Origin of the sequence: Sphingobacterium sp. Lzh-3 (assembly GCF_046764375.1) — a bacterium.
Taxonomy (GTDB): Bacteria; Bacteroidota; Bacteroidia; order Sphingobacteriales; family Sphingobacteriaceae; genus Sphingobacterium.
On record NZ_CP177226.1, the window covers coordinates 5024086 to 5042714 of the forward strand.

Annotated in this window: 17 protein-coding genes and 1 tRNA gene; 7 read left to right on the forward strand and 11 right to left on the reverse strand. The window is 39.4% G+C overall.

Annotation, left to right across the window (positions count from 1 at the left end; all coding sequences use genetic code 11):
• The first annotated feature begins 158 nt into the window (after window positions 1–158).
• Both ACLCDV_RS21170 and ACLCDV_RS21175 read left to right on the forward strand, forming a co-directional pair.
• On the forward strand, window positions 159–1112 hold the full coding sequence (locus ACLCDV_RS21170; RefSeq protein WP_046671762.1) for an acetyl-CoA carboxylase carboxyltransferase subunit alpha: 954 nt from the start codon (window positions 159–161) through the stop codon (window positions 1110–1112).
• 267 nt (window positions 1113–1379) lie between these two features.
• Window positions 1380–1452: transfer RNA gene (locus ACLCDV_RS21175), tRNA-Lys, on the forward strand.
• Between the two features lie 442 nt (window positions 1453–1894).
• Here the strand turns inward: ACLCDV_RS21175 and ACLCDV_RS21180 are convergent.
• The 3 genes from ACLCDV_RS21180 to ACLCDV_RS21190 all read right to left on the reverse strand — a co-directional run bounded on the left by ACLCDV_RS21180 (window position 1895) and on the right by ACLCDV_RS21190 (window position 5607).
• The gene (locus ACLCDV_RS21180) at window positions 1895–2056 is read right to left on the reverse strand and encodes a hypothetical protein (protein ID WP_411972177.1); all 162 of its coding nucleotides are present in this window, start codon (window positions 2054–2056) and stop codon (window positions 1895–1897) included.
• Between the two features lie 27 nt (window positions 2057–2083).
• On the reverse strand, window positions 2084–3436 hold the full coding sequence (locus ACLCDV_RS21185; RefSeq protein ID WP_411972178.1) for an AcvB/VirJ family lysyl-phosphatidylglycerol hydrolase: 1353 nt from the start codon (window positions 3434–3436) through the stop codon (window positions 2084–2086).
• 272 nt (window positions 3437–3708) lie between these two features.
• Window positions 3709–5607, reverse strand: coding sequence for an alpha-L-fucosidase (locus ACLCDV_RS21190; RefSeq protein WP_411972179.1), 1899 nt, complete (start codon window positions 5605–5607; stop codon window positions 3709–3711).
• 381 nt (window positions 5608–5988) lie between these two features.
• Between ACLCDV_RS21190 and ACLCDV_RS21195 the strand changes: the two genes are divergently transcribed.
• From ACLCDV_RS21195 to ACLCDV_RS21210, 4 genes are all read left to right on the forward strand, one after another.
• Window positions 5989–6441 carry an SRPBCC domain-containing protein gene (locus ACLCDV_RS21195; protein WP_317669718.1) on the forward strand — a complete coding sequence of 151 codons (453 nt, stop codon included), beginning with the start codon at window positions 5989–5991 and terminating at the stop codon, window positions 6439–6441.
• A 92-nt stretch (window positions 6442–6533) separates the two neighbouring features.
• Complete coding sequence (locus ACLCDV_RS21200; protein WP_411972180.1) at window positions 6534–6962, forward strand: DUF1801 domain-containing protein; 429 nt, start codon at window positions 6534–6536, stop codon at window positions 6960–6962.
• Between the two features lie 8 nt (window positions 6963–6970).
• Window positions 6971–7900 (forward strand): DUF1801 domain-containing protein, encoded by a 930-nt coding sequence (locus ACLCDV_RS21205; RefSeq protein WP_411972181.1) that lies wholly within the window; start codon window positions 6971–6973, stop codon window positions 7898–7900.
• 23 nt (window positions 7901–7923) lie between these two features.
• The gene (locus ACLCDV_RS21210; protein WP_411972182.1) at window positions 7924–8748 is read left to right on the forward strand and encodes a VOC family protein; all 825 of its coding nucleotides are present in this window, start codon (window positions 7924–7926) and stop codon (window positions 8746–8748) included.
• 75 nt (window positions 8749–8823) lie between these two features.
• Here the strand turns inward: ACLCDV_RS21210 and ACLCDV_RS21215 are convergent, their stop codons facing one another.
• Window positions 8824–9243 (reverse strand): SufE family protein, encoded by a 420-nt coding sequence (locus ACLCDV_RS21215; RefSeq protein WP_411972183.1) that lies wholly within the window; start codon window positions 9241–9243, stop codon window positions 8824–8826.
• A 12-nt stretch (window positions 9244–9255) separates the two neighbouring features.
• Entirely contained in the window at window positions 9256–10479 is a 1224-nt protein-coding gene (locus tag ACLCDV_RS21220; RefSeq protein ID WP_411972184.1) for a SufS family cysteine desulfurase, read from the reverse strand.
• Window positions 10480–10669: 190 nt separating this feature from the next.
• Here ACLCDV_RS21220 and ACLCDV_RS21225 point away from each other — a divergent pair, with 190 nt between their 5' ends.
• On the forward strand, window positions 10670–11662 hold the full coding sequence (locus ACLCDV_RS21225; protein WP_317669714.1) for an acyl-ACP desaturase: 993 nt from the start codon (window positions 10670–10672) through the stop codon (window positions 11660–11662).
• Window positions 11663–11740: 78 nt separating this feature from the next.
• Here ACLCDV_RS21225 and ACLCDV_RS21230 read toward each other — a convergent pair whose 3' ends face one another.
• The 6 genes from ACLCDV_RS21230 to tpiA all read right to left on the reverse strand — a co-directional run bounded on the left by ACLCDV_RS21230 (window position 11741) and on the right by tpiA (window position 18625).
• Window positions 11741–13270 (reverse strand): peptide MFS transporter, encoded by a 1530-nt coding sequence (locus ACLCDV_RS21230; RefSeq protein WP_411972185.1) that lies wholly within the window; start codon window positions 13268–13270, stop codon window positions 11741–11743.
• Between the two features lie 54 nt (window positions 13271–13324).
• A complete protein-coding gene (locus tag ACLCDV_RS21235) occupies window positions 13325–15097 on the reverse strand; it encodes a peptide MFS transporter (protein WP_411972186.1) in 1773 nt (590 codons plus the stop codon).
• Window positions 15098–15234: 137 nt separating this feature from the next.
• The gene (locus ACLCDV_RS21240) at window positions 15235–15564 is read right to left on the reverse strand and encodes a helix-turn-helix domain-containing protein (protein ID WP_046671770.1); all 330 of its coding nucleotides are present in this window, start codon (window positions 15562–15564) and stop codon (window positions 15235–15237) included.
• 66 nt (window positions 15565–15630) lie between these two features.
• Window positions 15631–17001 (reverse strand): Mur ligase domain-containing protein, encoded by a 1371-nt coding sequence (locus tag ACLCDV_RS21245; RefSeq protein ID WP_286770958.1) that lies wholly within the window; start codon window positions 16999–17001, stop codon window positions 15631–15633.
• A gap of 7 nt (window positions 17002–17008) precedes the next feature.
• Complete coding sequence (prmA, locus tag ACLCDV_RS21250) at window positions 17009–17848, reverse strand: 50S ribosomal protein L11 methyltransferase (RefSeq protein ID WP_120333341.1); 840 nt, start codon at window positions 17846–17848, stop codon at window positions 17009–17011.
• A 9-nt stretch (window positions 17849–17857) separates the two neighbouring features.
• Window positions 17858–18625, reverse strand: a complete 768-nt coding sequence (gene tpiA, locus ACLCDV_RS21255; RefSeq protein ID WP_120333340.1) for a triose-phosphate isomerase — start codon at window positions 18623–18625, stop codon at window positions 17858–17860.
• Between the last annotated feature and the right edge of the window lie 4 nt (window positions 18626–18629).

The following is an 18629-nucleotide window of genomic DNA, read 5'->3' on the forward strand; positions in this document are numbered from 1 at the left end:
GTCAACATTTTTCACAGGCCTACAATCAAAAACTAAGCCACCAGTACGATTATAACGCAAATGTAACAAAGGAATTCCAATGATATTATCCTCCCTAATTTTAATTTCAGAAAAAATGCGCTAAATTAGCCCTCTGAATATTTTCATAAAATAGATATATGAAAACCACGTTTGATTTTGAAAAGCCAATTGCAGACTTGCAATTGCAAATTGAAAAGGTAACTCAAGTTGCCGAAAAAACTCAAGTTGACATGAGCGCAACCGTTCGTGAGCTTGAAGAAAAGCTTGCTTCTACTGAAAAAGAAATATACGGCAATTTAACAGGCTGGCAGAACGTTCAAATGTCACGCCATCCGGATCGCCCTCAGACTTATGATTATATAGAGGCTATCTGCGACGAATTTATCGAGTTACATGGTGATAGAACCGTTAAGGATGATAAAGCGATTGTCGGTGGTATGGCTTCTATTGATGGTAATGCCGTTATGATCATCGGTCATCAAAAAGGTAAAAATACCAAAGAGCGTCAATACCACAACTTTGGAATGGCCAATCCTGAAGGCTACCGAAAAGCCCTACGTTTAATGAAAATGGCTGAAAAGTTCAATAAACCTGTGATCACTTTAATTGATACGATGGGTGCTTATCCAGGACTTGAAGCTGAAGAACGCGGACAGGGTGAAGCTATTGCACGTAACCTCATGGAGATGGCTGTATTGAAAGTTCCAATCATTTGCGTTGTTATTGGTGAAGGAGCTTCAGGTGGAGCTTTGGGTATTGGCGTTGGAAACAGAGTCTACATGATGGAACATACCTGGTATTCGGTCATATCACCTGAATCTTGTTCTTCTATCCTATGGAGAAGCTGGGATCATAAAGAAAAAGCCGCTGAGGCATTAAAATTGACTTCAGAAGACATGTTGGGTAACGGCTTGATTGATGGTATTATCCCTGAACCGCTAGGTGGTGCTCACCAAGATCCTGCGGCAGCAGCGGCTAATCTAAAAAGCCAGCTGTTGAAAGATCTTGCAGAATTGACGGCAAAAGATAGCGATACATTAGTTACTGAAAGAATTGACAAGTTTAGTAAAATGGGCGTGGTAACTGAATAATGTTATCAATACCAGCCTAAAAAATAAAAAAGTCAGCAATTAGCTGGCTTTTTTTATGGCTATTCTACATCAAAAATATGTCTCCTCGTTCCAAAAAACAGCCTCCATACAAACCAATCCTATCCGCAAGTTTCCTAAAAGGCTTTTTTAATAAAAAATAATTCAGTAATTTTTAAATAGTTACAACTTTAATCAATAAAAAAGACAAAAACATTTTGCACAAATAACTTATTTTTCTACCTTTGCATCACTTTCAAAAACAGAAAGGATTCCGTAGCTCAGCTGGTAGAGCAATACACTTTTAATGTATGGGTCCTGGGTTCGAATCCCAGCGGGATCACAAAAGAAAAGCTAATCTTACGATTAGCTTTTTTTGTTTTAACAGTATTTGAACCCGAAAGAATTATCGGAAGGTTTTGATCGGAACATGTTAATCTACTTCCCAAAATGCTTTATTACCCACGATAACGATCGTTCTGTTACCTAAGCGTAGTCTTTTTTTTTAGCTGTAACAAATTAGGATCAAGTAGGAAAGAAATTCGCTCTTATTACAATGCTTGTTCAGTGATGGTTCAGTGATTGTTCAGTGCTCGTTCAGTGATGGTTCAGTATAAACTGAATAATAACTGACTAATTACTGTCTAAAGATTGATTGAAAACTGGTATTAGCTATAAGCTAGTATGAGGATATATCATTTTTGATATTTATCTCTATCATCTTATCATCAAGAAATTGTGGCAATCAGCAAAATTGATCTTCTCAAGGTTAGGAAATGGGCGGGTTAAAGCACAAACACAGCAATCAAATCAATATTGCTCATGCCAAAAGACTTCAATACATCGATCAGCGAGGCCTCCAAGAAAGTACCTTTAGTAAGAAGAATAAGAAAAGCCAGAATTTCCTTGAAATAATAATCATTAGCCTTAAGTGAACGTTTCATCATTAGGCTAGACGATATGATTAAACGTGGCTATTTGATCGCTATGGAGCTGATCACCTTGGCGGCAATAGCTTCATAATCATTATCAAAGTGGTGCCCTCCAGGTAAGATTTCTACAGGTGCTCCTGTATTTCTAAACTTCGTTGCAATCTCGCTATCTTCCCCGAAACCAAATATACACAGTTTATGCAGACTGACTTTCTTTAACTCCGCTACCACATCATAAGGTTCGCTTCGATCACCTAAACTTAGCATATCCGCCACATGGATCTCAAAATCGGCCTGATCATCTGGCGATAACAAAACCAATCCAGTGGTCGCTTTTCTTAACTTCTCGGGAAGGCGGTTGGCGATAAAGGGTATCACACAGGCCCCAAAAGAATAACCCATTATCGAAAAATTGATATTAGGTTCCCTTTCCTGAAAATAGGTCAAGATCTCGGACACTTCCTTTGTCGTTTGTTCTGGTGTCTTTGCATTCCAAAAATATTTCTGTGCATCCAAGCCGATCACTTTGATCCCTTTTGTCGCAAAAGTACTGGCCAGCTCCCTGTCGAAACTGGTCCAACCACCATCGCCAGAAATCATAAACATCAATTCCCTTGTAGCGCCCTTGGGTTCCAATATCTCAATAGGCATATCCGTTTTGAGTACACCCGCATTTTGGCTAGGCTGGCCCGCCACCTGCAACTTTTGAAAGGCCATCCGGAACTGGGGCAGCCAATTATCGGCAATGGAGAAACCATGCCCTACTTTGGGCAAGCTGACCAATTGGACATTTTCTATCCCTTTAAGAAAATCTGCTGTGGCGTTAAAGGGGCAGGTCTGATCTTTTACACCATTAAGTACCCAAAACGGAGCGGCCAGCTTTTCGCTACGATCCAGATAATAACTTTTTCCTGGCTTTAAGATATGGGAAGATAATCCACTGCCCTTACAGAGTGGTTTAGCCATATTGATATCCGGACAGAAGCCTAAGGCAATCCCGCCACGAAAAGTACCTGCCGGAGCCTGGGCAATCAAGCCATAGATCAGGGTTGCCCCATAGGAGTAACCTACCAATATGGGTTTCTGATAGCTTTCAAACTGATATTTCTTTTGGAGGGCCATGCTGAGCTGCTCGAAATCTGCAGCAGGATAATAACAATCCTTTTTTGAACGTGCCATTGAAGTAGCAAAATGCTTCGCGTCGATACCCGCGACGAGCGCCCCCTGTGCAGCTAGAAATTTAGCCATATTAATTACCCCAAACTGCCAACCTCCATCTCCAGAAACAAATAACACCAAGGCATTTGGTTTACCTTTCGGGGCGTACATGCTCAGCTTGCCGAAACTTCCATAGGAGAAAGTCTGTTGGGCGATGGCACATTGCGAAAACAACATGATAAATAAATACAAAATAAGCGATGATCTTTTAGCGGTTTGATCCATGGCAATCCTTCGATAGCGGTTAATATTTACTAGTGTAATTTAATAAAATGCGAATGGATTATGAAAGATATTTCTACGGTATTTTACCTTAAAAGCTATCAGATACTGAGATAGCTCTCGCTTAGATCATGTAGACGATCCACCTGACCGGAATGTATTTAGCTCTAGCATTTTGAACGGCTCTCAATTCCGCAAGAGGGGATGCGCACCAAGCTCAATACAAATTATTCGGGCAGCAATATGACTTCCAAAAACTTCACCATTTCGGTCCCCGCTATAGTATGGGCATGTAATTCAATCACTTGCTTGCCCTTTGGTAATAGCACCGTACCCAATTCAAGTTGATTGTCATGCAAACTGACAGAAGACGACGGATCTATTGTAAAATCCATATTCTTCCCTCCTAAATTTAAGCCGAGCTTCCCTCCCGTACCTGCAACATCTTTCACATACCGTATAGCCACCTTGAAGCGTCCGCCATTTAACACATTCGTTTCCCATCTCAAACCCTGACTTAAACTAGTCCAACCCGTCACATAGTAGCGATTCCTTTTACCATCCCCAAACTTCATCGGACTACCTATCTGTTTTGCATAAAAGGTTAGTAGCCGGTTTTTATTGATATTATGATCCACATACATTAAATCAGGATTAATTGGATTCGTTATCGTATCCTTCAATTGCACCACCACAACGAGGTCATCCTCCTGAGACGTAATTTGATCTATAGGAATATGTAGTCCATCTTTTTCGGATCTATATTTTCTGATCTTTTCTCCGGACAATAACGAAACAGAATTAACCTTAGCAATCAGTCCGCCGACAATGAGATCATTCCGTAGAGGGCGTTCGAATATATGTAAATACAAGGTATTTTTACGCTGTGTAATGACTCCCCAGGGCTGACGAGGTAAACGAGATGGTCCAACATCAATGACACTTTCACTATTCCCCCGCATCCACTGTCCTAAGCCCTTTAAAATTTCGACGTCAGCACCGTCGATGCTTCCATCACCCTTGGGGCCAATATTCATTAGAATATTCCCACCCATGGCCCCAGCCTTCGCTAAGAGTTTGATAAAATGAGCGGTCGGTTTATGGCTCTTATCGGTCGACGAATAGCCATAGGATTCATTTGTAGTTGGTATGGCCTCCCAATAAGCGCCAGAAGCAACTGGATAATATTCCTCAGGTCGATCTGCCGTATTCAGATAATCGCCATAATTCTTTTCCTCGGTACGCGCCAATCGACCATTGACTATGATATTCGGATCTGCTGTTCGAATAGCCTTTAAAATTCTCAGGTTTTCAGATAGCGGCAACTTATGAGGTGTATCAAACCACAACAAATCCGGATGATAACGCTGAATAAGTTCCTCAATCTGTGGAATCGCCTTTTGATCTACATAATGCCTGGCCTTTGTCAACCATTCGGGATACTTGTCAAACCAATTTGTACCACCCAACAATTTATCCCCACCTGGATTACTGTAATCCCAGTCATTGCCCGGAGCATCCGGATGCTCCCAATCAAAAGCATGCGAGTAATAGAATCCAAACAAAAGCCCATATTTATGGCAGGCTGCTGCTAATTCCGCCAATGGGTCCCTTTTAAATGCGGTGCTTGACAATGAATAGTCACTTGAAAATGCAGAAGGATACATCGCAAAGCCATCATGATGCTTAGCCGTGATGATAAAATATCTCATCCCTGCATTTTTTGCCAACAATACCCATTCCTCTGCATCAAACTTTAAAGGATTAAATCTACGTGCAGAATCAAGATACTCAGTACGTGGGATTTTCATCACACGCATCAGATGCTCCGCATAGCCCCCTCCCGGCCTCCCCTTCCAAATATTTCCATATTGAGAATAAACACCCCAATGAACAAACATACCAAATGAGGCTACCTTCCATTTTTCTAGGCGTTGTTCACGAGTTAATGCAGCTTGTTTCCACCAACCAGTCTCTGCTTCAACAATCGCATTTTTATCACGTGCTGTCGCATCATTAAACATATTTGAAGCCTCATTGCCCTCATTTACATTTTTAATCTGTGCGCTCGAAAACAATATTCCCGAAGAAAGCATAAGAAGAAAAAAACACTTGATTTTAAACATAACTTTGGTTTTATGAAGGTGGCAAATCCAACCTGAAAGATTTCAGACAGACACCCTTTCTAAATTTATTGAATTATTGTTCCTGGCGACCTAATGGAAGGAATACAGGATCGATTTTAACTATAATCAAAAATAATTTAAAACTACATTTTATAAGTGTACAATTCGTTCGTTTTAGGGGAAATATTGATCCGGGTCCCAAAAAAGAAAACCTATTCTTGAATAGGATGTTTATATCGTATATACATCTTAATATAAATAAACAGTGATCTAAGCAATAGATTGCTCCATGGTCACCAAAAGATCTTTAAAATATTTTTAACATAATCAGATACAAGCTATCTGTATTTATTGAATATTTGTCTAAAACTTTAAATTAATATGGAAAAACTAACCGCCAAAGCCAGCATCCAAATTCAGAAACCAATCAACGAAGTTTTTGAGGCCATTGTAGATCCTAATAAAATGAATCACTATTTTATAAAATCTTCAACTGGACGTCTAGAGACAGATAAAACGGTAGAATGGACATTTCCAGAATTTCCCGACAGTTTTCCCGTGACAGGAAAAACCATCAACCCCAATTCTTATATCTCTTTTGACTGGAGCGGGGGACTTCCAAATCAACGGGTAGAAATCACACTATCCACATTCGGAGAAAACGCGACGGTCATCAAGATTACAGAACACGAAATGAACAACGATGCAGATGGAATTCTGATTATGATGCGACAAACAGAAGGTTGGGCCAACTTTTTAGCGTGTATGAAAGCCTATCTAGAATATGATATCAATCTGAGAACTGGAGCTTTCGATTTTATGTTCCAAAAATAGTGCTATCTAAAAATAGCTGCTCATCGAATTACTTCAAACACAATATATTCAATTAAAGTTATCCGAATATCCGGCAAAGACTTCAACTATACATGGCAAAAAATAAAACGGCATATACCGAAGCATCTGTCCAAGACTTTATAAAAACAGTTGACGACCCACAAAAACAAATCGATAGTGCAATATTGATACAACTTATGGAAGCCACAACGGGTGAGCCGGCTAAAATGTACGGACCAACGATCATCGGATTTGGAAACTATCATTATACCTATGCAAGCGGGCATGAAGGCTATGCTCCTTTGATCGGATTCAGTCCGCGAAAGTCCGCAATCTCCCTTTATGTATTTACCGGTGCCGATGAGCACCGACATTTGGTCGATCAGCTAGGGAAATTCAAAATAGGCAAAGCCTGCATATACATCAAGAAATTAAGCGACATCAATATAGAGATACTCCATCAGCTTATGTCCGAAACGATACAGTTTATTGAAAATAAGTATACGAGAATCAAAGAATAACACAAATTATGGCAACGAGCATCGCAACAATAGACGAATATATCAATCAATTTGAAGAGGAGAAAAAAGAATATCTGATCAAGGTGAGACAGCTTATTGCTGGCTTAGTCCCTTCTTCTGCAGATGAAACGATCTCTTATCAAATGCCGACCTTCAGATACAAGGGTAATATCATCCATTTTGCGATGAACAAAAACCATTTGGGCCTCTATCCAGGACCAGCTGCTATAGCGTACTTCGCTACAGAACTCAAAAATTTTAAGACCACAAAAGGTGCGATACAAATCCCCTTGGATCAACCGATTCCAACACAAATAATTACCGATATTGTCAATTTTAATATTGATAAGCTTAAAGACAAACAAGGCCCTAATTGGTACCAAAGCCGAGGGAACTGGCAGGAGGCCGAAGAACTCATGCAGCAAATCATCCGGCAAACTTCCTTAAAAAAGGAATTCAAATGGGGGAGTAACATCTATACTCATAAAGGAAAAAATGTCATCGGTTGGGGCGGCTTTAAAAATTTCTTTTCCCTCTGGTTTTATAACGGTGTATTCTTAGCCGATCCGGATAAACATCTCATCAGTGCCTCCGAAGGAAAAACGAAAGCATTACGACAATGGCGCTTTGAAGACGTTATGGATATGGATGTCGAAAAAATAGCCGCCTATATCCAAGAATCCATCCAAACCATTGACGAGGGAAAAGAGCTCAAACCAACGAAATCTCCAACGAAGCCCCCCACTGGCCTATTATTAGAAGCGCTACAGGCAGATCCGACCTTCGGGGAAAGTTTCCGGGCTTTAACACCAGGAAAACAGAAAGAATACATCGAGTACATCGATGAGGCCAAGCAAGAAAAAACGAAACAATCCCGTCTTGAAAAAATTAAGCCGTTGGTCCTCGCTAAAAAGGGATTGAACGACAAATACAAATAGGTGAACGCTAAAACAAAAAGAAAATGATGAATAATTCAATTATCCCATCCATTTGGTTCGATCAGAACGCGCAGGAAGCCTTTGATCTTTACTGTCGCATCTTCCCCGAAAGCCATATTAGCAATAGCTCTCCCATCGTTGTTGAAGCTGTCCTAAACGGTGTAAAATTTATTGGAATAAATGGAGGTCCTATATTCAAACCCAACCCCTCCATATCATTTATGGCCATTTGCGAAAGCAAAGAGGAAATTGATCGTATCTGGAATTCACTTGCTGAGGGCGGCAATACCTTAATGCCACTAAACTACTACCCTTGGAGCCCTTATTACGGCTGGCTGGCCGACAAGTTTGGTGTCAATTGGCAATTATACCTCGGTAAACTAAGCGACACCAACCAACAGGCAATTGTACCAACCTTAATGTATTGCGGAGAGCAACAGGGAAATTGCGAACAAGCTTTAGCATTTTATGCAGAATTATTTCATGATTTTCGAAGCAATGGGATCATGAAATACACAGCAGGTGAATATATCGGATCAATCCAACATACCCAATTTTTAGTCCGGGATTTTACGCTCATGGCAATGGATAGCGGAGTTCCTCAAACTTTCACGTTTAACGAAGGTATTTCACTCACCATCCTCTGTAAAGATCAGCAGGAAATTGATTATTTCTGGAATAATATCACGAAGAAAGGTAAAGAGAGCATGTGTGGCTGGTGTAAAGACGAATTCGGCGTAAGCTGGCAGATCGTACCCGAACAAATTGCAACATTACTACAGCGACCGGGGGCAAATGAAGCGCTCATGAAAATGAAAAAAATCATTATCCAGGAGCTCATAGGATAATTTCAAGAGGAACCTCAAGCTGAGGATAAGAGCTATGTAAAAGAGTATTAAGAAAAGGGGATGAATAATCCCCTTTTAAGCTTTCACTTGCAATGCCAATGCGTACAATTTCATCTGTTTAATCATGGATAGCAAGCCATTTGCCCTTGTCGGTGACAAATGTTCTTTTAACCCTATTTTATCTACAAAATATAAATCGGCATCAACGATCTCCTTGGCGCTGTGTCCAGATAGCACTTTGACCATTAAACTCACCAAGCCTTTTGTGATAATCGCATCGCTATCTGCCGTAAAATACACTTTTCCATTTTTTATTTCCGGGAAAAGCCATACTTTGGACTGACATCCTTTGATGATATATTCATCTGTTTTGTATTGTTCATCAATTAGAGGCACTTCTTTTCCCAGCTGGATGATGTACTCATATTTTTCCATCCAATCCGTAAAGAAAGCAAAATCCTCAATTAATTCATCCTGTATTTCATTAATGGTCATACCTATTTTTTATTAAACCAACATATTGACCGCGCGTTGGATACCGGCGACCAAAATATCTATTTCCTCTTTTGTGTTATATACGGCTAAAGAAGCACGAATCGTTCCCGGGATGCCAAACCTATCCATGACAGGTTGGGCACAATGATGGCCTGTACGCACAGCGATTCCTAATTTATCCAAGATCACACCAACGTCATAAGGATGCGTGCCGTCAATTACAAATGAAATAACGGAACATTTCTTCTCGGCCGTTCCGATAAACCGCATACCCGGAATTTCAGCCAACTTCTCCGTAGCGTACTCCAACAAATCGTGTTCGTAGGCCTCGATATTTTCCAGACCTATTGAATTGATATAATCGATAGCCTCGTTCAAACAGATACCGGCCTCAATATTGGGCGTACCGGCTTCAAATTTAAAAGGCAATTCATTATAGGTCGTTTTTTCAAAAGTAACCTCTTTAATCATATCTCCCCCCCCCTGATAAGGCGGCATCGCGTTCAATAAGTCCTCTTTACCGTATAACACCCCGACTCCAGTAGGGCCGTACATTTTATGCCCGGAGAATACCAAAAAATCTACATCAAGCTTTTGAACATCAATCTGTATATGTTGAACCGCCTGTGCAGCATCAACTAACACAACAGCACCATGTCGGTGAGCAATTGAAATCATCTCACGCACAGGATTGATTGTCCCGAGGGAGTTTGAAACATAGGTTACAGCAACTAATTTGGTTTTCTCATTAAACAAATTGCTGTAGGCATCCATATCAAGCTCACCTTTATCATTCATCGGAATAACCCGAATTTTACAGCCCTTTTCATCACAAAGCATCTGCCAAGGCACAATATTAGAATGGTGCTCCATCGCTGAGATAATAATCTCATCACCTTCGTGGATAAAAGCTCTGCCATAACAAGTTGCAATCAGATTTATTCCATCTGTTGTTCCTTTGGTGATAATGATTTCCTTATCTTCCGCAGCATTGATGAAAGCCTGAACTTTTTTCCGAGTCACCTCAAAAGCGTCCGTCGATATCTGACTAAGATAATGTACGCCCCGATGCACATTACTATTCATATCTGTATAATAATGTACAATCGAATTGATAACAGAACTCGGCTTCTGTGTTGTCGCGCCGTTATCCAAATAAACCAATGGTTTACCATTGACCTCTCTCTTCAGAATCGGAAAATCGGCACGTATTTTATCTATATTAAATTTTTCCAACGTCGTCTAAATAATTTATACAAAGTTAATAGTATTTTATCGAATACAGGCTGGCCAATCTGTTTTTTATGTCATTATCAATATCGGTTTTTCAAGGTATCCTCAGCCAAAAAAGTAATTTCTGGCATTTTAAACAATTATAGTTCGCTTTTATAATTTATTGATGCTATTTAGTTACCTTTGTAATGATATGCAAGAATTACCTCTAAATTTACCAGAAGGCTCACGTAAAGAAGTGATGGCCTATTTGGAACCGTTCATGCTCAATGAGATGAGCGAATACCTGAAGCCTGTTGAAGACATGTGGCAACCTGCCGATTTTCTTCCAGATTCTTCTAGGGACACTTTTTTTGAGGAAGTAAAAGAGTTGCAGGAAAGTGCAAAAGAACTCTCTTATGATTTGGTCGCAGTATTAGTTGGAGACACCATCACCGAAGAGGCCCTTCCAACGTACGAATCATGGTTGACCATGGTAGAAGATGTTGACAAAAACGAACAGGGTGGATGGATGAAATGGGTACGCGCTTGGACGGCTGAAGAAAACCGCCACGGTGACCTGTTGAACAAATACCTTTATTTGTCAGGTAGAATAGACATGCGTCAATTTGAAATGTCTACGCAATATCTTATTCAAGACGGTTTTGATATCGGTACTGGTGCAGACCCTTACCGGAATTTTATTTATACTTCATTTCAGGAATTGGCAACCAACGTTTCCCACCGCCGTGTATCTGGGCTTTCTAAAAAAAGCGGTGATAAACTTTTGGCAAAAATGTGTGGTGTCATCGCATCTGATGAAGCACGCCATGCCAAAGCCTATATGTCTTTTATTTCAAAAGCAATCACCGTAGACCCGAGTGAAGTCATGATTGCATTTGAGGATATGATGCGCAAAAAAATCGTTATGCCAGCACAATTTTTAAGAGAAGCAGGCGAACCTCAAGGAGAAGCTTTTGCACATTTCTCTGATGCAGCTCAACGACTGGGTGTATATACTGCCTTAGACTATGTTGATATATTGAAAGACCTAAACAACGAATGGCAAATAGATCAAGTCACAGGGCTTAATGATAAAGGCGAGAAAGCGAGAGATTATCTACTAAAACTACCCGATCGTTTGGCTAGACTGGCTGATCGGATGAAGGTTCCAGAAAAAGATTATAAATTCAAATGGATTTATTGATATAAAAAAAGCTTGATTTAATAATCAAGCTTTTTTTATGTTGAACGAATAACTTTAATGTGTCAAAATTGTTAACGCTTATTTCACGTTACCCATCAATTTACGTACAACAGGCGACAAGGCTATAAGCACCACACCGGCAATCAAAGAATATAAACCTAATTGTTTATAACTCTCCGTATAAGTCACCAATTTATCCGCCAATGAACTTCCTTCCTTAGCTTCGGCCATACTAGCACCGATCAAACCTGCTACATACTGACCGTAAGCACTCGCCAAGAACCACATTCCCATCATGATACCTTGCAATCTCGCCGGAGACAATTTCGTCATAATGGAAAGACCAATTGGTGATAGACAAAGCTCCCCAACGGTGATCACTAGCAGGGCAAGTGTAAAGACATCCAACGAGGTCATACCATCGTGAGCGAATAAACGCGTAGCAAATAGGACATAATAGCCTAATCCCAAGAAAACAAAACCAAGACCAAACTTAATAATGGTATTTGGCTCAAGTTTACGCTTGCCCAACCAAATCCAAAAAAGGCCAAAAAGAGGTGCTAATGCAATAATAAATAACGCTCCCCCTGAATTGTTAACACCATTTGGATCGAGCGTCATAACGCCCAATAAAGAATCATTCAAATGCTTGGCAGCAAAGATGCTTAAGGAACCGCCACTTTGCTCATATATTCCCCAAAAAATAATCGAGAAAAGAATAAACACCAGGGCAGCAATTAATTTCTTCCGCTCTTCAGCAGTCACTTTAGACATTTCATAGAAAAGATATAACAGCGTCAATGGGCCAATTGTATACATAAAATAGTCTGTATACTGCGTTTTTGACACCATGACCTGAATAATAGGGATAAAAATCAATGTCGCAATATATACGGCATATTCTACCCATTTTGGAAGTGCCTTTGTTTTTACAATCGCATCAGGGTTACCCGGCTGAAGTCCAATTGGCCCCAAATGTCTTTTAGTGAAATGAAAATTCACCAAACTAACCAACATTCCTACCGCCGCCAAACCAAAGGCAACATTCCAACGATGTGCCTCAGAAATAATTGACGTCAGCATATACCCTTTACCGATCGCAACACAGATATATCCGCCTAAGAATGCACCTAAATTTATTCCCGCATAAAACAACGAAAAACCACCATCACGACGAACATCACCTTTTTTATACAGCTCACCTACCATCGTCGATATGTTGGGTTTAAAAAAACCGGTACCTATAATGATAAATGATAAACCAAAAAAGAAATACTTATGCGGATCTGCTGCAAGAAATAAGCTCCCTACGATCATCAATAAGCCACCCCAGAATAAAGACTTTCTAAAACCAAGAATTTTGTCTGCAAACAGCCCACCTATGAATGTAAACGCATAAACAAATGCCTGTGTCGCTCCATATTGTAAATTGGCATCCTTTTCAGCAAAGTTTAATTGTGTGATCATAAAGAACACCAACATACCGCGCATGCCATAGAAACAGAACCTTTCCCACATCTCGGAAAAAAACAAACTCCAGATTTGCTTTGGGTATTTTCCGTCAAAATTTTGAATCTCTTCTAGCGATTCCCTTGTACTAACCTCCATACTAATTTATATTAATCAAAAAAGCTTCTTTCGTAAAAGAAGCTTATATATTTGTTATTTAATTCCGTGCATCAATCGTTTAATCAATGGATTAAACAGCATTACTAACAGGCCTGCTAAGGCAGGAATTGCTGTAAATAAGAAGAAGAAGTAACTCAAGGAGTGTTCCTCTTGAATGGTCTCCACTTGCCCCCCCAATGCTGCAGCAAGTTTCTGCGCAATAGCGATTGCCAAGTACCAGATGCCAAACATAAATGCAAGCATGCGCGCAGGCACCAATTTCGACACATAAGATAAACCTACAGGCGAAATAAATAATTCACCCAACGTATGGAACAAATAGGTCAGCACCAAAAACACCATCGAAATTTTTGTCCCCTGACTTATTCCTATTGATCCTAATCCAATAATCAAAAATCCTATCGCAACCAAGATCAGTCCAAAGCCATATTTAAAGGCCGCCGATGGATTATACTTCGACTCCCAAATTTTGGATACTGAAGAGGCTAGTGCAATGATAAAAAATGAGTTTAGAATAGAGAACCAAGAAACTTTGATTTCTGATGCTTCTTTATTGAATTCGTTGTACAACATCCAGATTACTGCTCCCCAAATCAACCCAAAACAGATAAACAATACGATATTTGAAATGGCAATTTTGTTCCAGGTTACTTTTGCCAATTTAATCAGAACCCAAGAGATAATTGAAAGCGGTACAATCGTCAATAAACCATTTACCACATTAAAGGTCGTCAATGCAGCACCAGTAAGTGATCTATCAATATTATCTCTAGCCACAAGAACTAATGAAGTTGCTCCCTGCTCAAAGCTCATAAAAAAGAAGACCAAGAAAAAAGCCAACAGCACAACTGCGAACATCCGATCCCGCACCACTTTGTCGTAACGCAATATCCGCGTAACAACAAGATAAATAAAGAGAATCAACGCCACAATGACCATTATATACTGCCCTCTTAGAAACGGCGTATCCAACGTAGCAAACACATCACGAATCCCATTTTTAGACAAGGGGTCATTAAAAGCGTATACAAAACCAATAATAGAAACTATCGCGATCAATACATAATCCCGTATGGTAAATGGATTTCTTGTATCCGTATCCTCAGCGATAACTTTATGCTCCCCAGAGGTGGACTTATTTAAAACACCAAGATTTCCCATGAGTGGTTTTGCGAAAACAAACTGCAGTGTTCCCAAAAGCATAAAGATACCAGCCAAACCGAATCCCCAATGCCAGCCATAAGTTTCGGCAATATATCCACATAGCATCATACCAAAGAAAGCACCGGCATTGACCCCCATATAAAATATGGTATAAGCTCCGTCTTTTTTTTCTGGCAGATCTTTATACATCTCACCTAAGATAGATGGCATGTTAGGCTTGAAGAAACCCGTTCCGATAACTAGACACACTAAACCAAGGAAAAACATAATCGAAGTATCAAAGGCCATGGCAGCATGGCCAAGCGTCATAATCGCCGAACCGATGATCACAGCTTTACGCGATCCAATATATTTATCCGCTATAATCCCTCCTATAATAGGAGTTAAATAGAGCATCATGGCATAGGTTCCATAAAGTGCTCCAGCTTGTTGTGCAGTCCAAGACCATCCCGAGAAAGGACTACCTTGAATAACTGCAGCAGTTAAAAACTGCATTAAGAGTACACGCATCCCGTAGAACGAAAAACGTTCCCACATTTCTGTAAAGAAAAGGACAAAAAGCCCTGAACGCTGTCCCAATACATTTGACTTAAAAAAATCAGTCGACGGGCTAGTCGTAATATCCCCGTTTAATCTCCCCATAAATAATCAACCTTTATTTTTTTGATAAAATACTTACAAAGAAACAAAAACAAAATCACTTTTGACCAAAATAAAGTTGCATAAACAAAAAAAGGCAACCCTTTGGATTGCCTTTTCGGTAACAATTTTAATATGCCTTATCTTTTGTGCAATTGCTCATAAAGATCAATAACCTTTTTCTGCAATTCAATTACTTCGCTATCGCGTTGTTGTAATTTTTGCGTCAAAGCATTCACCTCATTTACATACTCTTTGTCTTCTTCAGAATCAGAAGTAGATAAAAGTTGAACAACTGTCAAATTGAATAATTTTGAGATTTGATTCAGGCGAGACAAATTCACATCTGTAATCCCTGTTTCAATTTTAGAAAATGCTGGGATTGAGATATCCAATCGTTTTGCAACATCCTCTTGACTCCACCCCTTTTGGTGTCTAAGTAATCTGATTTTTTTTCCTAATGCATTCATCTGGTAGATATTTTAAACAAAAATAATAAATTACAATTTAATTTACATTAAATTATAATTTTTTCTCTAAAAATCTCTAAAAAACCGATCAGCCAGCACGGACAAATTAACCCCATTATAATTATTTAAACTCATAAGAAGTAAATTGTAGCCCTTTGATTTGACACCATCTAAAAATGAATAGAGTCCGTCTAAACTTACAACAACCTCTAAATCAGGATTATTAAAATTATCCTTAATATTATTTGGGACACTTTCGATATCTTTATTAAGTTCTTTACAAGAATTTATATTCACGTAGACCACAGAGACATCCGACTCTTTCATCGAGTTTGCATATTGTAACAAAAAGGAAGAATCTAAACTATCATACGAGTTTAATTCGATAATTGTGACCAATTTCTGATTAGGAAATTGTTCTTTCACGGCGTGAATACTTGACTTCACTTTATCCGCATTACAGGCATAATCCTGATAAACCACCGATCCTTCCGAGCTTGCAACAAACTCCAAATAACGAATCGAAGTATTAAAACTTTTTATTGCCTCAAAGAACTCTTTCTTTTTGATCCCCAGCCATTCGCAGATCGTATAGGCCCCAGCAATATTAGATAGGTTGTGCTTACCAAACACCTGCAAAGGAACATCTCCATCCGGTGTATTGATATAAGTTACCCCCTTATTAATTGTATAATCAGGAATCTTATAGCCATGTCTATTGATCTTACAATCTTTCGTATCTTGGAGAACCTTCTGTAACACAACATCTTCCTTATTATAAATTAAGGTACCTTTAGGCGGAATTGAGTCAATAAAATCTTCAAATTGTTTAATATATTCCTCTTGTGATATCTTCGAGTTAAACTCGTTCCATACAATACCCGAAATTAAGGCTATATTCGGTTTATAATACAAAAACTTAGACTTCGGATCAATCTTGGATGAAACATATTCATCTCCTTCGATAATAATAATCTTATTATGCTTAGTAATATCGACCAACTTATCAAAGCCCCTTAATTGAGCCCCTACCAAATAGTCAAATTCTTTTCCTAGAAATCGCATAACGTGCATCACCATGCTCGTTATGGTTGTCTTACCGTAACTTCCAGCGATAACCACCCGGATTTTATCCTGTGAAAGCTCTTGTATAAATTCTGGAAAAGAATAAATTTTAAGACCTAATTCCTGTGCTCGCTTTAATTCAGGATTATCTGCCTGGGCATGAGCACCCAAGATCACAGCATCAATATCCTCCGTCACTTTTTCCGCAAACCAGCCCAATTGATTGGGAAGCAAGCCTGCTTCAATCAAATGGGAACGGGAAGGCTCTACGATCTGATCGTCAGAACCTGTCACTTGATGCCCTTGTTTTGCCAATGAAATAGCAAGGTTATGCATCACACTACCACCTATTGCTATAAAATGAATCCGCATAGCTAAATTATCGCTTCACAAACTTGGCTGCACACCAATTATTTAAAACTTTATTGGAGATAAACTCAAAACCTAATGACGTCGCCGCATCGCTTAAGATTGCTAAATCTTCCTGCTCATAGAAACCGCTTAGGTACAGCTCACCCCCTGTTCGAATGCTTAATGCATACTGAGGTAATTGTTCTAAAAGAATGTTACGATTAATATTTGCCAAAATCACATCAAAGACCCGACCTGTTAATACTTCGTAAGATCCACAGAGCGCCTCAATATGCTCAACATGATTGAGTGCCCTATTTTCGATCACACTTTCGACACATATTTCATCATAATCCACCGCCAACACAGAATTAGCACCTTTTTTTGATGCCAAAATGGCCAGAATCCCTGTACCGCAGCCCATGTCCAAAACCTGCTTGCCATTAAAATCATTCTCCAAAATATACTGAAGCATCATCGAAGTTGTTTGATGATGGCCCGTGCCAAAAGACATCTTCGGATCTATAATGATTTCATAGGGAAACTCAGGTTTTGCCTCATGAAAAGTTGCACGCACATAGCATTGCCCCCCAACCTCAATTGGGTTGAAATTACTTTCCCACAATTTATTCCAATTCTGGTTTTCTATTTCCTGTATCTTATAATCGACCTCTAGGCCTTCATAAGGTTGAAGCATCAAAGTTTCTAATGCTTGCAAGTCAAGATTTGCAGCTGAAATATAAGCTGCAAATCCAGATTCGGTATCCTCAAAAGTATCAAAGCCAATATCAGCCAAATCAGATATCAACAAATCCTTCTGCCATTCTTCGCCTGATCGCATTTGAAAGATAACCTCTACGTATTTCATTTCTAAAAATTAGCCGTTAAATACTTTAGCGATATCAATAAAATCTCTCGATTTTAAAGAAGCCCCTCCTATCAAACCACCATCGATGTCGGCTTGAGCAAACAAATCTTTTGCATTACCTGGATTACAAGACCCTCCATACAGAATACTTGTATTATCAGCAATCTCCTGACCATATTGATCAGCTAGCACCTCGCGGATAAATTTATGAACCTCCTGTGCTTGCTCAGGACTAGCTGTCAAGCCAGTACCAATTGCCCAAACTGGCTCATATGCCAATACCACAGATGCAAAAGCTTCTTTAGACAAGTGGAACAATCCATCTGTCAATTGTGTTTTGATCACATCAAAGAAAGCTCCAGATTCGCGTTCTTCTCTTGTTTCTCCAATACAGAATATTGGTGTTAAATCATGTTTTAATGCAATATCCACTTTAGATGCCAACAATGCATCAGTCTCACCAAAATAAGCACGTCTTTCAGAGTGCCCCAAAATAACATGTGAAGCGCCTACTGATTTTACCTGTGAAGCCGAAATCTCACCTGTATAGGCTCCGGACTCAGCTTGGTGAATATTCTGTGCACCGATATTTACATTTGCAACATTTTTCGACAATTGCCCAAGGCTTGACAAATGAATAAATGGGCTACAAACAACCAATTCTTGGTTTCCAATCACTTCATCTTTGGCCATATTGATAATTTCAGAAAACAAGCTCAATCCTGATTGATAGTCTAAATTCATTTTCCAATTACCAGCTACGATTTTTTTACGCATGATT

Bases quoted from the DNA above. Each gene is read 5' to 3' on its own strand.
- ACLCDV_RS21215 (WP_411972183.1), bottom strand. From the start codon at position 9,243: ATGACCATTAATGAAATACAGGATGAATTAATTGAGGATTTTGCTTTC.
- tpiA (WP_120333340.1), bottom strand. From the start codon at position 18,625: ATGCGTAAAAAAATCGTAGCTGGTAATTGGAAAATGAATTTAGACTAT.
- prmA (WP_120333341.1), bottom strand. From the start codon at position 17,848: ATGAAATACGTAGAGGTTATCTTTCAAATGCGATCAGGCGAAGAATGG.
- ACLCDV_RS21230 (WP_411972185.1), bottom strand. From the start codon at position 13,270: ATGGAGGTTAGTACAAGGGAATCGCTAGAAGAGATTCAAAATTTTGAC.
- ACLCDV_RS21225 (WP_317669714.1), top strand. From the start codon at position 10,670: ATGCAAGAATTACCTCTAAATTTACCAGAAGGCTCACGTAAAGAAGTG.
- ACLCDV_RS21190 (WP_411972179.1), bottom strand. From the start codon at position 5,607: ATGTTTAAAATCAAGTGTTTTTTTCTTCTTATGCTTTCTTCGGGAATA.
- ACLCDV_RS21235 (WP_411972186.1), bottom strand. From the start codon at position 15,097: ATGGGGAGATTAAACGGGGATATTACGACTAGCCCGTCGACTGATTTT.
- ACLCDV_RS21195 (WP_317669718.1), top strand. From the start codon at position 5,989: ATGGAAAAACTAACCGCCAAAGCCAGCATCCAAATTCAGAAACCAATC.
- ACLCDV_RS21240 (WP_046671770.1), bottom strand. From the start codon at position 15,564: ATGAATGCATTAGGAAAAAAAATCAGATTACTTAGACACCAAAAGGGG.
- ACLCDV_RS21200 (WP_411972180.1), top strand. From the start codon at position 6,534: ATGGCAAAAAATAAAACGGCATATACCGAAGCATCTGTCCAAGACTTT.
- ACLCDV_RS21245 (WP_286770958.1), bottom strand. From the start codon at position 17,001: ATGCGGATTCATTTTATAGCAATAGGTGGTAGTGTGATGCATAACCTT.
- ACLCDV_RS21170 (WP_046671762.1), top strand. From the start codon at position 159: ATGAAAACCACGTTTGATTTTGAAAAGCCAATTGCAGACTTGCAATTG.
- ACLCDV_RS21210 (WP_411972182.1), top strand. From the start codon at position 7,924: ATGATGAATAATTCAATTATCCCATCCATTTGGTTCGATCAGAACGCG.
- ACLCDV_RS21205 (WP_411972181.1), top strand. From the start codon at position 6,971: ATGGCAACGAGCATCGCAACAATAGACGAATATATCAATCAATTTGAA.
- ACLCDV_RS21185 (WP_411972178.1), bottom strand. From the start codon at position 3,436: ATGTTGTTTTCGCAATGTGCCATCGCCCAACAGACTTTCTCCTATGGA.
- ACLCDV_RS21180 (WP_411972177.1), bottom strand. From the start codon at position 2,056: ATGATGAAACGTTCACTTAAGGCTAATGATTATTATTTCAAGGAAATT.